Origin of the sequence: Actinopolyspora mortivallis DSM 44261 (assembly GCF_000384035.1) — a bacterium.
Classification (GTDB): Bacteria; Actinomycetota; Actinomycetes; order Mycobacteriales; family Pseudonocardiaceae; genus Actinopolyspora; species Actinopolyspora mortivallis.
The window spans coordinates 995,731-1,009,327 of the sequence record NZ_KB913024.1 but is presented as its reverse complement, the minus strand read 5'-3'; the positions used below and the strand labels follow the sequence as shown (position 1 = coordinate 1,009,327).

Genomic DNA, 13,597 nt, shown 5'->3' with positions numbered 1-13,597 from the left:
ATATGCGAGCCGAACGACACGGACGCCGTCCCGGGTGAACCCGCTCGCCCGATGATCACGGCGCCCGTGCGATGCTTCGGCCCGGAACCACCCGCGGAAACGAGTCCGCGCGAGACTCCCGCCACCGGACAGCGTCGCAAAGGAGTTCCCGTGCCCCCCACGCGCCTCGTCGGACGGATCTGTGCCGTGCTGTTACTGCTGGCGGTCCCAGCCTGTTCGGCCGGCCCCTCGGACCGTCCGGCGGTGGCCCAGCGGGGTGAGCAGCAGCAGGTTCCCCCGGACCGGGGCTCACCCGGGCCACGCCCCCTCCCGCCGTTGGGGCCGCAGGGGCGGCAGGCACTCGACTGGCACGACTGCACCGCGAGCACCAGCAACGAGCTGGACGGAGCCGAGCCCGCCGAGGACACGCGTTTCTCCTGCGCCCGCATGACCACCGCTGTCGGCTCCGACCGGATGCGGTACGGCGGAACCATGCGCATCGCCCTGCTGCGGGTGGGCACGGGAGGGATCCCGCTGGTGGTGGTCAACGACATTCGCGGGGAGCCGGGCACCACCTTCGCGGCGCGGCTGGCCACCCAGCTTCCCGAGGAGATGCTGCGCGAGTTCACCCTCATCGGAGTGGACCGCAGGGGAAGCGGCGAGTCCGATCCACTCGACTGCGTCCCCCCGGCGGACCGCGCCACCCTCACGGGGTTCGACCCGCGGGCGGAGAGCGGCTCCGAGCTGGACGAACTGTTGGACTCCGCGCGTTCGGCCAGCAACGAGTGCCTGCTCGATCTGGAGCGCCGCGCCCAGACCTACGACACCCGGCACACGGCCGAGGATCTGGAGGAGCTGCGCGTCGAACTGGGAGTGCCCAGGTTGCACGTCATCGGGCGGGGCGAGGGCTCACGGGTGCTGACGACCTACGCCCGGAGGTATCCCGACTCTGTCGGGAGGATGGTGCTGGACGGTGTCCCCGATCCCGTGCTCGACCCACTCGCCCGCGCCAAGAACCAGGCCCGCAGTGCCGAGAGAACCTTCGACAGGTTCGCCCAGTGGTGCCGACGGGGCCAGGACTGCGCCTTGGATGAGACCCCACGGGAACTGGTACAGCGACTGCTGCGGAAGGCACGCGAGTCCGGGTTGTCCACGACGGCCGAGGCCCTGCGTCCCGGTGAAGTGATCCGCGCAGTGCTGGGCGGGCTGGCCGAGCGGAATTCGTGGCCCCGTCTGGGTGAGGCTCTCGCCGCGGCGGACGACGGAGACGCCACCGAACTGGCCTCGTTCGTCCGCGACCCGGTGCCGGCACCGACCGAACTGGACGCCCGCATGATCACCAGGTGCAACGACACCATGGTGCGACTTCCCCCGGAACGGGCCACCGACGTCATGCGGCAGTGGGTGAACGAACTCCCCCTGTTCGGTGGGGTCTTCGCCCAGGAACTCGTTCAGTGCTCACCGTGGCCACGTCCGCAGGAGGCGCTTCCCTCCCCCGGGAACGGGGACCTTCCCCCCGTGCCGGTGATCACCACCGAACACGATCCGTTCCTGCCCGCCCAGGGCGGTGAGAAGCTCGCCAACAGCCTCACCCAGGGGATCACGGTGAACTGGCTGGGAAGCGGCCACGGAGCGCTCGGGCGGTCCGACTGCGTGACCGGGATCGTCGAACGGTTCTTCGGCGAGGGCAGCCTCCCCGCCCCGGAAACGACCTGCCCGGCCTGAGCGGTCCCGAGACGACTGTTCCGGGCCGGTGGTGACACCGACCCGGAACAGGGGTGTCGGTCAGCAGCTGCTGCAACACCCGCAGGACGGTCCGCTGCAGCTGCTGCAGCAACCGCAACCGCCGAAGTGTGTCTCGATGGTGGAGTGCACTGCTGTCTGTTCCATGACGGCCTCCCGATCGCAGGAACTTCCACCGAGGGATCCTGCCCCCGACGGACAGCCGGGAATACCGCCGGAAGGAGGATACCGCTCTTTCGCCACCAGGACCCCGTGACGACTCCCGGGTGAAAGTCACGCACGGACTGGCACGGCGGGTTACCGTGTTGCCATGCCACGTGCCGAGCACGGTGAACCGGACGAGCCGGCCGGCCGTTTCGCCGAGGACCTGGTCGGACTGGACCCGCATGACCCCGAGACCAGGGAGTTCGCCGCGCATCTCGACCGCATGGAGCGTTGCGACTCCAGGGCGACCGTGGAGGGGATGCTGCGTGGCGTCGGGGAGTTCGCGCACAGCGCGAACCGGCTGCGCGGACAGCGCAGGCTGCTGGCGGTCCTGGTGGTAGCCCTGATCCTGTTCGGGGTGGGGTTCACCGTGTGGAACGTGCTGGTGTACGTGTTCGCCAGCTGACCCCGGGCGACGACGGCGCACCGGTTCCCTCCCGTGACCTCACGGCACCGGCGAGCCACCCGGAAGGATTATCGTGGGGGTATGGATCCGGTAACGGGAACCACTCCCAGCGTCGCCAAGTCCGAACAACAGTGGCGGGAGCAGCTGGCTCCCGAGGAGTACGCGGTACTGCGCGAAGGCGCGACCGAACGCCCCTACAGCGGGGAGTACGTCCACGAGAAGAGCGAGGGTGTCTACGAGTGCCGGGCCTGTGGGGCCGAGCTCTTCCGCAGCTCCACCAAGTTCGACTCGCACTGTGGATGGCCCTCGTTCTGGGATCCGGCCGACTCGGACGCGGTGCTGCTGCGCGAGGACCGCTCGCACGGCATGATCCGGGTCGAGGTGCTCTGCGCCTCCTGCCACAGCCACTTGGGCCACGTCTTCGAGGGCGAGGGCTATCCCACGCCCACCGACCAGCGCTACTGCATCAACTCGGTCGCGTTGCGCCTGGTGGACAGCGACTCCGGGACATGACCCGGGGTGTCCGCTCTCAGCTCATCCGGAAGGTGTAGTAGGAAACCGACTCCTCCCGCCCGAGGACGGTGACCCCGGCCACCGTCTCGACCGTGAAGTCCCGCCGGGCGGCGAGCTCCCGGAGGAAGTCGAGATCCCCGGAGGGGCCGAAGAGGACCAGCATCCGGCCCCGCCGGGTGAGATGGTCCCGGCCCCGGTCGAAGAACGCGGTCAACGCCCGGTATCCGGGGTCGGTGGTGGCCCTTTCCGCCAGGTCCCTGGCGGGGAACCAGCGGAACGGGGGGTCGAAGACGACCAGGTCGAAACGTCCCGCACCCGTCCGACGAGGCCGGCACGGGGAGACCTCGGGGTTCAGGGCAACCGGGTGAGCAGCTGTTCCACGTCCACCCGGGGACCGGTGTAGAAAGGGGTCTCCTCACGGACGTGCAGCCGGGCCTGGGTCCCCCGCAGGTGACGCATCAGGTCGACCAGGCGGTACAGCTCGTCCGCCTCGAAGGAGAGGATCCACTCGTAGTCGCCCAGCGCGAAGGCCGGGACGGTGTTGGCGCGCACGTCCGGGTAGTCCCGCGCTTCCTTGCCGTGCTCCACGAGCATGTCCCTGCGCTCGTCGTCCGGCAGCAGGTACCACTCGTAGGAACGGACGAAGGGGTAGACGCACACGTAGGCCCGGGGCTCCTCCCCCGCGATGAAGGCCGGGACGTGACTCTTGTTGAACTCGGCGGGCCGGTGCACCGCCACATTGCTCCACACCGGATCGCTCGCGCGCCCCAGCGGGGTCTCCCGCCGGAAGGCCGTGTAGGCCGCCTGCACATCCTCCACGCGCGGAGCGTGCCACCAGATCATGAAGTCCGCGTCCGCCCGCAGTCCGGACACGTCGTAGACACCGCGCACCACGACGCCGGAGGAGTCCTCCAGCCCCTCCAGGAACTCCTTGGTCGCGGACGCCGCCTTCTCCCTGTCCTCGGGCAGTTCCCCGGGGCGCACCCGGAACACCGACCACATGGCGTAGCGGATCGTCTCGTTCAGCTCGGCGTAGTTCAGGCGGGCCATGCCCTCAGTCTGCCACCGCGCGGAACGCCCGCCGTGGAGAGGTCAGTCACGGGACAGCTGCCCGGCGATCCGCCGCGCGGCCGCCTCGCCGGTTCCCACACACGCCGGAACCCCCACCCCGTGCAACGCCGCCCCCGCGACGGCGAGGCCGGGTAGCCGGTTCACGGCCTCCTCCACGGCGGCGACCGTCTCCGTGTGACCGACGCCGTACTGGGGAATTCCTCCTCCCCAGCGCGTCACGACCGTCTCGACCGGTTCCGCCGTGATCCCGGTCAGCTCGGCCAGATCGGCGCGCACCAGCCGCAGCAGTTCGGCGTCGCTTCCGCGCAGCTCGGCCGGATCCCCTCGGCCCACCGAGGCCCGCACGAGCGGCTGGCCGCCACTGCCGCGCAGGTGCGGCCACTTGGTGCTGGAGAAGGTGAAGGCCTTCGCCGTGAAGGGCGTGCCGTCGGAGTGCCGTTCCCCACGGGCCACCAACGTTCCGGAGGCGCTCGGCGGTTCCACCCCGGCGGGCAGCGCCATGCCGACCACGGCCATGGAGGCCTGTCTGATCCGTCCGAAACCGACGGAGGCCTCCGGAGCCACCTCGGAGAGCAGGTCCCGGGCCGCCGGTGGGGGCACGGCCAGCACCACCGCGTCGGTCGTCAACGTCCGGGGCCGGTGGGCGCCGCCCACGACCAGCTCCCAGCTCCCGCCGGAGCGGTGCAGTTCCCGCACGGGAAGTCCCAGTTCGACCGTGGCCCGCGCCCGTTCCGCCAGTCCGCGCACCAGGGTGTCGTAACCGTGCGTGAAAGCGCCGAACACCGGGGGGCGCTGCCCGGTCGCGGAGGACGGGGCGGGTGCGGCCCTGCCGGCCGCTTCGGTCAGCGAAGGCGCCCCCGCGTCCAGCGCCTCGGCCAGGGCGGGCATCGTCGCGCGCAGTCCCAGGTCGTCGGCGGATCCGCCGTAGACCCCACCGAGCAGGGGTTCCACCAGGCGTTCCACCACCTCGGCACCGAACCTGGAGCGCAGCAGCTCGCCCACGGAGACGTCGGTGCCCTCCCACCTCGGTGGGGGGAGTTCGGTCTCACGTTCGACGTGCCGACACCCCTCGGGGGACAGCACGGAACGCACCGCCTCGGCCGAGGTGGGCACCCCCATGAACATCCCGCTCGGCAGCGGAAGGGTGTGTCCACCCGCCCGGATCCGCGCCGAGGCGCCGCTCGGGTACACCAGCTCCGAGTCGAGTCCCAGCTCCTCGGCCAGTCGGAGCACCTCGGGCCGCCGGGCCAGGAAGGCCTCCGCCCCGAGGTCGTAGCCGCTACCCGCGATCCGGTGCGTGTACAGTTTTCCTCCGAGCCGGTTCGCCCGGTCGACGACGACGATCTCCGCCTCGGGGCCCAGCAGGGTGCGCAGACGGTGGGCGGCGGTCAGACCGGAGACTCCACCCCCCACCACGGCCACACGACTCATGCGTGGTCCAGCCGGGCCGTGCGACTCACGGAGTGCACGTACTCGACGATGCCGGTGAGCACGTCCGGGTCGGTGTCGGGCAGCACCCCGTGTCCGAGGTTGAACACGTGCCCACCGGCGGAACGCCCCTCGGCGAGGATGCGGTCCACCTCACTCCGCACGGACTCCCAGTCGGCGAACAGCACGGCCGGATCGAGGTTGCCCTGCACGACGGGCGGCTCGCCTCCCATCGGGGTGAGCCGCCGCACCGCGCGGTCCAGCGGCACGCGCCAGTCCACCCCGAGCACGCTGGCCCCGCACTCCCACATGGAACCGAGCAGTTCTCCCGTGCCGACCCCGAAGTGGATGCGGGGAACCCGGTCGTCGGTGTACTCGGCCACTCCCCGCAGGATCCTGTCGGTGTGCGGGCGCACGTAGGTGGCGTAGTCGTGTGGGGAGAGCGCTCCGGCCCAGGAGTCGAACAGCTGGACCGCGTCCACGCCCGCGTCGAGCTGCACCCTCAGGAACTCGAGGGTGTTCTCGGCGAGCTTGCCGAGCAACGCGTGCCAGGTTTCCGGCTCGGAGCGCATCAGGGCCTTGGTCCGCTCGTGGTTGCGGCTGGGACCTCCCTCGACCAGATAGGAGGCCAGCGTGAACGGGGCGCCGGCGAAACCGATCAACGGGGTCTCGCCCAGCTCGTGGACCAGCAGTCGCACCGCCTCGCCCACCCCGTGCACCTGCTCGGCGCGCAGGCCCGGCAGCGCGGCCACGTCGGCCGCCCCGCGCACCGGGTGGTTGACCACCGGACCGGTCCCCGCGACGATGTCCAGCTCCACCCCGGAGGCGTACAGCGGGAGCACGATGTCGCTGAACAGGATCGCCGCGTCCACGCCGTGCCTGCGCACGGGCTGTAGTGTTATCTCACAGACCAGCTCCGGGGTGAGGCAGGCGCGCAGCATCGGCACCCCTTCCCTGGCTCTGCGGTACTCGGGCAACGAGCGCCCCGCCTGACGCATGAACCACACCGGGGTCTGCGCCGGTGTGCCCCCACGTGCGGCCACGAGCAACGGCGCGTCGTCGAGCCGACGGCGGTTCGACGCGTTCGCGGGAAGGCTCATGAAAACTCCCCGGGTCGGAGGGACTGGCGGGCGTGGGATCACGCCCGGATGGTGTGCGGGGCCGCACGTCCGTGGCGGGCGGTGTGGCAGCCCGACCGGTCGCGCCGGAGCGGACGGCGAGCGGACCGGAACGAACCACTCCGCCACCGGCGGCGCGGATCCGTGACGACGGTTCCGAGGTCATGTTCGCACGCCGCGCACCCGGGAGAGTCGGCCGGTCCTGTGGTGGCCGGTCACACTCGGGACACATACCGCACCGTTGCGTGAGGATCCGACTTCGTTCGAAGGAACTTGTGGATGATCCACGGCGTGGCGCGGACGACCGGAGGCGAGGTGGGCTTACAGTTACGTGCCGTGACCGATATGTCGGCGATTCCCCTGGTTTTTCGGGACGCGGTTGCCGCGTTGACGTCCCCCTCGCCGCGTGGGGAGATCGAACTCGACGAACTCCGTCCCCCGAAACGCCTCGCCCCGTGGACCTACGCGCTCGGAGCCGAGACGTGTGGCCCGGGGGGCACGGAGGCCACCGCGCGGCTGGTGCTGCTGCACGATCCGAGCGGACAGCCCGAGTGGGAGGGGGTGCTGCGCCTCGTGGTGTACCTGCGTGCCGACCTGCCCCGGGACCTGGCCCACGACGGGGCGACCTCCGAACTCGGGTGGTCCTGGCTGACGGGGGCGTTGCGCTCCTGTCACGCCCCGTACACGGCGCTCGGGGGGACGGTCACACTGTCCTCCTCCACCGGATTCGGCCGGCTGGCTACCCCGGAGCCGGAGCACGAGCTGGAACTGCGGGCCTCCTGGACCCCACCGGACGAGGAGCTGTCCGCCCACGCGCGGGCTTTCCACGAGCTGGTCTCCTCCGCGGCGGGCCTGCCTCCGGTGGGGGTACGCATGCCGGGACACCGTCCTCCGAGCTGAGGTCCGCGCGCCGGCCCCCGGAGCCGGGCCGGGGCCTCTCCCAGGAGGGGCCCACCCCCTCTTCTCTCGCGGTATGACAGTTGCGTCTACAACATCACTCGAGGAAACAGTCATCGCCGCATATTTCCCGGGATCCGGGAAACCGGCTCCCGAACGGGAAAATCGGCAACAGTGGCCGGACATCTCACTCCACCCCGCCGCGACGGAGCCCAGATCCCGATCCTCCGGCCGAGCCCCGGGCGAAGGACCGTCCGGGACGGCTCCGAAAAATCCTGTATCGATTGAACACGCAGCGGCGTTAACACTGTTTCCAAATTCCACCCAAAAGAAGTAGTAAGCGTCACAGCGAAGGCAACTCGATCGGGATACATACCCGTTTGATCGTCCCCATAATCCGCTCAGACGGTTACGCTACAACTTGAACGACACCACTTTCGGTCGATCAGTGGCGCGGCTGATTGGCCGAGAGTCCCGGTGCCGGTCGGGGGGCACGACCGACTCCAGGGAGGTAGTGACGTGGCTGCCGTCGGCTTAGGTCAGGCCGCTCGTACCACGCCAGCCGGCACACTGCCGGCGAACATGGTTCCGCATCCGCGGGAAGAGCTGTTCACGGTGCTCGTGGTGGACGACCATCCGCTGCTCCGGGAGGCCATCTCCTCCCGGCTGCTGCAGATGGGAGCCGGCACGGTGCACGAAGCCGCATCAATGGCCGAGGCCAAGGCACGCGCCTTGGCCACGGGCCCGTGCGATCTAGCAGTGCTCGATTTGGGGCTGCCGGACGGGACAGGCGTAGACCTGGTTACGGAATTACGTAGCCAGGGTTGGCCGCGAATAGTGGTGCTCGCCTCCTCCGACGACCCGTACGCGGTCAGGGCCGCTTTCCAGGCAGGGGCACAGGCCTACCTGCTGAAATCGGCCTCACCGACGGTCGTGACGGACGGGGTGCGCCGCGTACTCGACGGCGGGGTCTACGCCGACCCGAACGTGGCTCCGGTGCTGGCCGCCGGTACCAGGGTTCCCGGTACCGACAACACACCTCGTGAGCTGTCCGCTCGGGAGATCGAAGTACTGCAACTGGTGGCCGACGGCCGATCCAACAAAGAGATCGGCGAAACCCTCAATTTGTCCGCGCTCACGGTGAAGAGTCACCTGTCGCGGATCGGGCGCAAGTTGGGTACCGGTGATCGCGCGCAGATGGTCGCCTTGGCGATGCGTGCCGGGGTGATTCGATGACCGAATGAACACCGGTTCGGTCCGGGACCGACGAAAATCGGACCGTTTGGTCCCCTCAGTCGATAGAGGGACGTATCGTCTGGGAGCCGTGGATGCTGTTCACTCCGATTCCGTCGACCCGGACCGAACCGAACCGGTCCTGCTGACACGTCCCTCGGGCGGGGTGCCGCCCGTCGTCGAGCAACCCCGTTCCCTGCGACTCGCCGCGGCGGCGATAGCCGCGGGCAGCGGGCCGATCGCGATCGACACCGAACGCGCCTCGGGCTACCGGTACTCGCAGCGGGCATACCTGCTGCAGCTGCGCCGGAACGGTACGGGGACGATGCTGATCGATCCGGTCGCGTTGTCCGGGGAACTGGGGCCGCTCGTCACAGCGCTGGACGAGACCGAATGGATACTGCACGCGGCTTCCCAGGACTTGCCGTGCCTGGCAGAGCTGGGCATGTACCCGAAGAAGCTCTTCGACACGGAACTGGCGGCGCGGCTGGCCGGTTACGAACGTGTCTCCCTCGGGGCTCTCGCCGAGCGGCTGCTGTCCTACCGGTTGGAGAAGGGCCACGGGGCCGCGGACTGGTCCCGTCGACCGTTACCGCGCAACCTGCTGGCCTACGCCGCCCTCGACGTGGAGCTGCTCGTGGAGCTGCGTGCCGCCCTGTGGGAGGAACTGGACAGGCAGGGCAAGCTCGACTGGGCGTTGCAGGAGTTCGAAGCCGTGCGGACGGCCCCTCCCCCGGCTCCGCGTCCCGAACCGTGGCGGCGCACCTCGGGGATACACCGACTGCGCGACCCGCGTCAGCTCGCTCGGGTGCGTGCGCTGTGGCTGGCGCGGGACGAGGTGGCCCGACGTCGGGACCTTGCTCCGGGGCGGGTGCTGCCCGACAAGGCGATCATCCAGGCCGCCCAGCAGAACCCGCGTACTCGTGAGGAACTGGTCGCGCTGCCGGTGTTCGGGGGCAAACAACAACGCAGGCGGGCCTCCCAGTGGTTCGAGGCCCTGGAGGAGGCCCAGGCTCTGCCCGACGACCGACTCCCCGAGGTCTCCCCGGCCCACGACGGACCGCCCGCGACCAACAGGTGGTCCGAACGGGATCCGGCGGCGGCCGCCAGGCTGAGCGCGGTACGCGAGGTGCTGAACGGAATCGCCGAGGCGAACACCGTTCCGGTGGAGAATCTGCTGCTGCCCGAGGTGGTCCGTAGACTGTGCTGGCAGCCACCGGCGGTGGTGGAGGAGACGGAGGTCGTGCGGTTCCTCCGGGAGTCCGGCGCCCGGCAGTGGCAGATCGAGCTGACCGCCTCCGGGATCACGGCCGCCCTGCGGGAGGCCTCCTGAGACCTCCGTCGGCCGCTTCCCGCCGGGAATCCGGCAGGAGCGGACTCCGATGTGGTTCAACAGACAACGATCCCGGTGGTTACCGTTCGGTAATAAGCGCTAGAGTGCACGTTACCGGCCGGTAGCGCCGTGACTCCCGCGAGCTGTGAAGTCACCGACCGGCCTGGCGCGTACCCACATCGAGAAGGAGCACGCCGTGGCAGCACCTGCGTCGGCAACAGCCGACACGAGCAGCGGCCCCGCATCGGCGGGAGCGCCGCGTGCCCCCAGGAACGTGGTCTTCGTCGACGGCGTCCGCACGCCGTTCGGCAAGGCCGGTCCGAAGGGCATGTACGCCGAGACCCGCGCGGACGACATGGTCGTCAAAGTCATCCGTGAACTGCTGCGCAGGCAGCCGCAGCTTCCCCCCGAGCGGATCGACGAAGTCGCCATCGCGGCCACCACCCAGATCGGCGACCAGGGACTGACGATCGGCAGGAACGCGGCGCTGCTCGCCGGACTGCCGAAGTCGGTGCCCGGCTTCGCCATCGACCGGATGTGTGCCGGAGCCATGACGGCCGTGACCACCACGGCCAGCGGCATCGGCTTCGGCGGCTACGACATCGCCGTCGCCGGCGGGGTCGAGCACATGGGCAGCCACCCGATGGGGGAAGGGGTCGACCCCAACCCCCGGTTCGTCTCCGACAACCTCGTGGACTCCTCCGCGCTGGTGATGGGTTCCACGGCGGAGAACCTGCACGACAGGTACCCGAAGCTGACCAAGCAGCGCACCGACGCCTACGCCGCGCTCAGCCAGCAGCGCTACCAGGCCGCGGCCGAGGCCGGCAAGATCGCCGCCGACCTGGTTCCGGTCGCCACCCGCTCCGGTGAGGCCGGCTGGGGACTGGCCACCGGTGACGAGCCCCCGCGTCCCGGCACCACGGCGGAGTCCCTCGAAGGACTGAAGACTCCCTTCCGCCCCCACGGACGGGTGACTCCCGGGAACTCGGCGGGACTCAACGACGGCGCCACCGGCTGCCTGATCGCCGACGAGAACAGCGCCCGCGAGCTCGGGCTCCCCGTCGGGATGCGCATGGTCGGCTACGCCTTCGCGGGGGTGGAACCCGAGGTCATGGGTGTCGGACCGGTTCCGGCCACCGAGAAGGCCCTCAAGCGTGCCGGACTGAGCATCGACGACATCGGACTCTTCGAGATCAACGAGGCGTTCGCCGTCCAGGTCCTGGCCTTCCTGGACCACTTCGGCATCGCCGAGGACGACGAGCGGGTCAACCCGTGGGGTGGCGCCATCGCCTGCGGCCACCCGCTGGCCTCCTCCGGTGTCCGCCTGATGACCCAGTTGTCCAGGCACTTCGCCGAACGCCCCGATGTCCGCTACGGCATCACGACGATGTGTATCGGCTTCGGCATGGGCGGCACCGTCATCTGGGAAAACCCGCACCACGACGAGACCGCTGGGGGCGCCAAGTGAGCACCGACACCGACTTCACCGCCCTGTTCCCCGACGAGGTCGTCACCAACGCCCACACCCGGCTGGTGGACGCACCCGGTCTCGGGGGCAAACTCGCGCTGGTCACCATCGACAACGGGCACGACCACACCAAGCCCTCCACCTTCGGCCCCGGAGGGCTCGTGGCACTCGACCGGGCGCTGGACGAGGCCTTCGCGGCGGAACCCGCGGCCATCGCGGTCACCGGCAAACCGTTCGTGTTCGCCGTCGGTGCCGACCTCTCCGGAATCGGGCACCTCACGAAACGTGAACACGCCCACCGCATCGCCCAAACCGGCCACGACGTGTTCCGCAGGCTGACCGAGTCCTCGATCCCGACCTTCGCCTTCGTCAACGGCGCCGCGCTCGGCGGCGGGCTGGAACTGGCCCTGTCCTGCCACTACCGCACCGTGTCCGACAACGTCGGCGCGATCGCCTTCCCGGAGTGCTTCCTCGGGCTGTTCCCCGGCTGGGGCGGGACCCAACTGCTGCCGAACCTGATCGGGGCGGACCAGGCGGTCACCGTCATCCTGGAGAACGCGCTCAACCAGAACAAGATGCTCAAGTCCGGCAAGGCCACCGAGATGGGCATCTTCGACGTCGAGCTGGAGTCCCCGGACTTCCTGGAGGAGTCGGTACGCTGGGCCACCCGCGTGGTCAACGGGCAACAGAGCGTGCGGCGGCCCGAGATCGACCGGGGCCGGGCCTGGGACGAGGCGATCCACCGTGCCAGGCAGCTCGTCGCCTCCAAGACCCACGGGGCCTCCCCCGCCGTGGACAAGGCCGTCGAACTGATCGAGCTCGCCCGGAACAACGACCTCGACGAGGGGTACGCGGCCGAGACCGAGGCGCTGGCCGACGCCCTCATGTCCGACGAGCTCCGCGCGGGCCTCTACGCCTTCGACCTCACCCAGAAGCGGGCGAAGAAACCTGCGGGAGCCCCGGACAAGTCCCTGGCCAGGGACGTCAACAAGGTCGGTGTCGTCGGTGCGGGCCTCATGGCGGGCCAACTGGCCCTGCTGTTCGCCCGGAGGCTGGAAGTCCCGGTCGTGCTGACCGACATCGACCAGGAGCGCATCGACAAGGGCGTGGCCTACGTACACGGCGAGATCGACAAGCTCGCCGAGAAGGGCCGCCTCTCCCAGGACGGGGTGAACCGGCTCAAGGGCCTGGTCACCGGCTCGCTCGACAAGGCCACCTTCGCCGACGCCGACTTCGTCATCGAGGCCGTGTTCGAGGAGATGTCGGTCAAACAGCAGGTCTTCGGCGAACTCGAACAGCACGTCTCCCCCGAGACCGTGCTGGCGACCAACACCTCCTCCCTGTCGATCAGCGAGATGGCCTCGACGCTCTCCCACCCGGAGCGGGTCGTGGGCTTCCACTTCTTCAACCCGGTCGCGGTGCTGCCGCTGCTGGAGATCGTGCGTGGCAAGGGGACCGACGACGCGACGCTGGCCACCGCCTTCGCGGTCGGCAAGAAGCTCAAGAAGTCCTGCGTACTCGTCGCCGACGCACCGGCCTTCGTGGTCAACCGGCTGCTGACCCGTTTCCTCGGCGAGGTCATCGCCTCGGTCGACGAGGGGACCCCCTTCGAGGTCGCCGACCGGGCACTGGACCCGCTCGGGCTGCCGATGAGCCCGATGGTGCTGTTGCAGCTGGTCGGTCCCGCGATCGCCCAGCACGTCAACGAGACCATGCACGCGGCCTACCCGGACCGCTTCGGGATCAGCGAGAACCTCCAGCGGTTCGTCGAGGCGGGCAAGACCGCGGTGTGGACCACCGACGAGGCGGGCAACCAGATCGTCGACCCCGAGGTGGCCGAACTCTGGAAGCAGGGTGACGCCCCGCTGTCCGAGGAGCAGGTCCGCGATCGGGCCCTGCGCGCCCTGGCGGAGGAAGCCAGGATCATGCTGGACGAGAACGTGGTGCTGGAGGCCGCCGACCTCGACCTGTGCATGATCCTCGGTGCCGGTTGGCCCTTCTGGCTGGGCGGCATCACGCCGTACCTGGACCGTTCGGGCTACTCCGAGCTGGTCAACGGCAGGCGTTTCCTGGAGCCGGGCGTGGCGAGCGTGGCCACCGGCTGACACCGGCAACGCCGTGCGGAAAGCCGGGGCGGTGCGTACCGCCCCGGCTTTTCACGTCTCGGGGGTGTCCCGGCGCGGCGGCCGAGGACACGGGGAGGC

At 69.8% G+C, this 13,597-nt stretch carries 12 protein-coding genes; 8 read left to right on the top strand and 4 right to left on the bottom strand.

Translation table 11 applies throughout. From position 1 onward, the window contains the following. Positions 1 to 150: 150 nt before the first annotated feature. From ACTMO_RS0104945 to msrB, 3 genes are all read left to right on the top strand, one after another. Positions 151 to 1,704, top strand: coding sequence for an alpha/beta fold hydrolase (locus tag ACTMO_RS0104945; RefSeq protein ID WP_245556034.1), 1,554 nt, complete (start codon positions 151 to 153; stop codon positions 1,702 to 1,704). Between the two features lie 328 nt (positions 1,705 to 2,032). Further along, a complete protein-coding gene (locus ACTMO_RS0104940; RefSeq protein ID WP_019853558.1) occupies positions 2,033 to 2,332 on the top strand; it encodes a hypothetical protein in 300 nt (99 codons plus the stop codon). A gap of 81 nt (positions 2,333 to 2,413) precedes the next feature. Next, the gene (gene msrB / locus ACTMO_RS0104935; protein ID WP_019853557.1) at positions 2,414 to 2,845 is read left to right on the top strand and encodes a peptide-methionine (R)-S-oxide reductase MsrB; all 432 of its coding nucleotides are present in this window, start codon (positions 2,414 to 2,416) and stop codon (positions 2,843 to 2,845) included. Positions 2,846 to 2,861: 16 nt separating this feature from the next. Here the strand turns inward: msrB and ACTMO_RS20340 are convergent, their stop codons facing one another. From ACTMO_RS20340 to hemE, 4 genes are all read right to left on the bottom strand, one after another. After that, on the bottom strand, positions 2,862 to 3,059 hold the full coding sequence (locus tag ACTMO_RS20340) for a hypothetical protein (RefSeq protein WP_019853556.1): 198 nt from the start codon (positions 3,057 to 3,059) through the stop codon (positions 2,862 to 2,864). Positions 3,060 to 3,196: 137 nt separating this feature from the next. After that, positions 3,197 to 3,895 (bottom strand): hydrogen peroxide-dependent heme synthase, encoded by a 699-nt coding sequence (hemQ, locus tag ACTMO_RS0104925; RefSeq protein WP_019853555.1) that lies wholly within the window; start codon positions 3,893 to 3,895, stop codon positions 3,197 to 3,199. 42 nt (positions 3,896 to 3,937) lie between these two features. Then, positions 3,938 to 5,347, bottom strand: a complete 1,410-nt coding sequence (hemG, locus tag ACTMO_RS0104920) for a protoporphyrinogen oxidase (protein ID WP_019853554.1) — start codon at positions 5,345 to 5,347, stop codon at positions 3,938 to 3,940. Then, positions 5,344 to 6,444 (bottom strand): uroporphyrinogen decarboxylase, encoded by a 1,101-nt coding sequence (hemE, locus tag ACTMO_RS0104915; protein ID WP_019853553.1) that lies wholly within the window; start codon positions 6,442 to 6,444, stop codon positions 5,344 to 5,346. The genes hemG and hemE overlap by 4 nt, the downstream gene beginning before the upstream one ends. A 354-nt stretch (positions 6,445 to 6,798) precedes the next feature. Here hemE and ACTMO_RS0104910 point away from each other — a divergent pair, with 354 nt between their 5' ends. The 5 genes from ACTMO_RS0104910 to ACTMO_RS0104890 all read left to right on the top strand — a co-directional run bounded on the left by ACTMO_RS0104910 (position 6,799) and on the right by ACTMO_RS0104890 (position 13,498). After that, positions 6,799 to 7,362, top strand: coding sequence for a DUF3000 family protein (locus ACTMO_RS0104910; RefSeq protein WP_026448887.1), 564 nt, complete (start codon positions 6,799 to 6,801; stop codon positions 7,360 to 7,362). 579 nt (positions 7,363 to 7,941) lie between these two features. After that, positions 7,942 to 8,595 carry a response regulator gene (locus ACTMO_RS20335; RefSeq protein WP_181188168.1) on the top strand — a complete coding sequence of 218 codons (654 nt, stop codon included), beginning with the start codon at positions 7,942 to 7,944 and terminating at the stop codon, positions 8,593 to 8,595. Between the two features lie 88 nt (positions 8,596 to 8,683). Then, complete coding sequence (locus ACTMO_RS0104900) at positions 8,684 to 9,925, top strand: ribonuclease D (RefSeq protein ID WP_019853550.1); 1,242 nt, start codon at positions 8,684 to 8,686, stop codon at positions 9,923 to 9,925. A 274-nt stretch (positions 9,926 to 10,199) separates the two neighbouring features. Next, positions 10,200 to 11,393 (top strand): acetyl-CoA C-acyltransferase, encoded by a 1,194-nt coding sequence (locus ACTMO_RS0104895; RefSeq protein WP_019853549.1) that lies wholly within the window; start codon positions 10,200 to 10,202, stop codon positions 11,391 to 11,393. Further along, complete coding sequence (locus ACTMO_RS0104890; protein WP_019853548.1) at positions 11,390 to 13,498, top strand: 3-hydroxyacyl-CoA dehydrogenase NAD-binding domain-containing protein; 2,109 nt, start codon at positions 11,390 to 11,392, stop codon at positions 13,496 to 13,498. Before ACTMO_RS0104895 ends, ACTMO_RS0104890 begins: the two co-directional genes overlap by 4 nt. The last annotated feature ends 99 nt before the right edge of the window (positions 13,499 to 13,597 follow it).

What these genes read in the sequence shown, in the direction of transcription:
- msrB (WP_019853557.1), top strand. Translation starts at nt 2,414, where the DNA reads ATGGATCCGGTAACGGGAACCACTCCCAGCGTCGCCAAGTCCGAACAA.
- hemG (WP_019853554.1), bottom strand. Translation starts at nt 5,347, where the DNA reads ATGAGTCGTGTGGCCGTGGTGGGGGGTGGAGTCTCCGGTCTGACCGCC.
- hemQ (WP_019853555.1), bottom strand. Translation starts at nt 3,895, where the DNA reads ATGGCCCGCCTGAACTACGCCGAGCTGAACGAGACGATCCGCTACGCC.
- hemE (WP_019853553.1), bottom strand. Translation starts at nt 6,444, where the DNA reads ATGAGCCTTCCCGCGAACGCGTCGAACCGCCGTCGGCTCGACGACGCG.
- ACTMO_RS0104940 (WP_019853558.1), top strand. Translation starts at nt 2,033, where the DNA reads ATGCCACGTGCCGAGCACGGTGAACCGGACGAGCCGGCCGGCCGTTTC.
- ACTMO_RS20335 (WP_181188168.1), top strand. Translation starts at nt 7,942, where the DNA reads ATGGTTCCGCATCCGCGGGAAGAGCTGTTCACGGTGCTCGTGGTGGAC.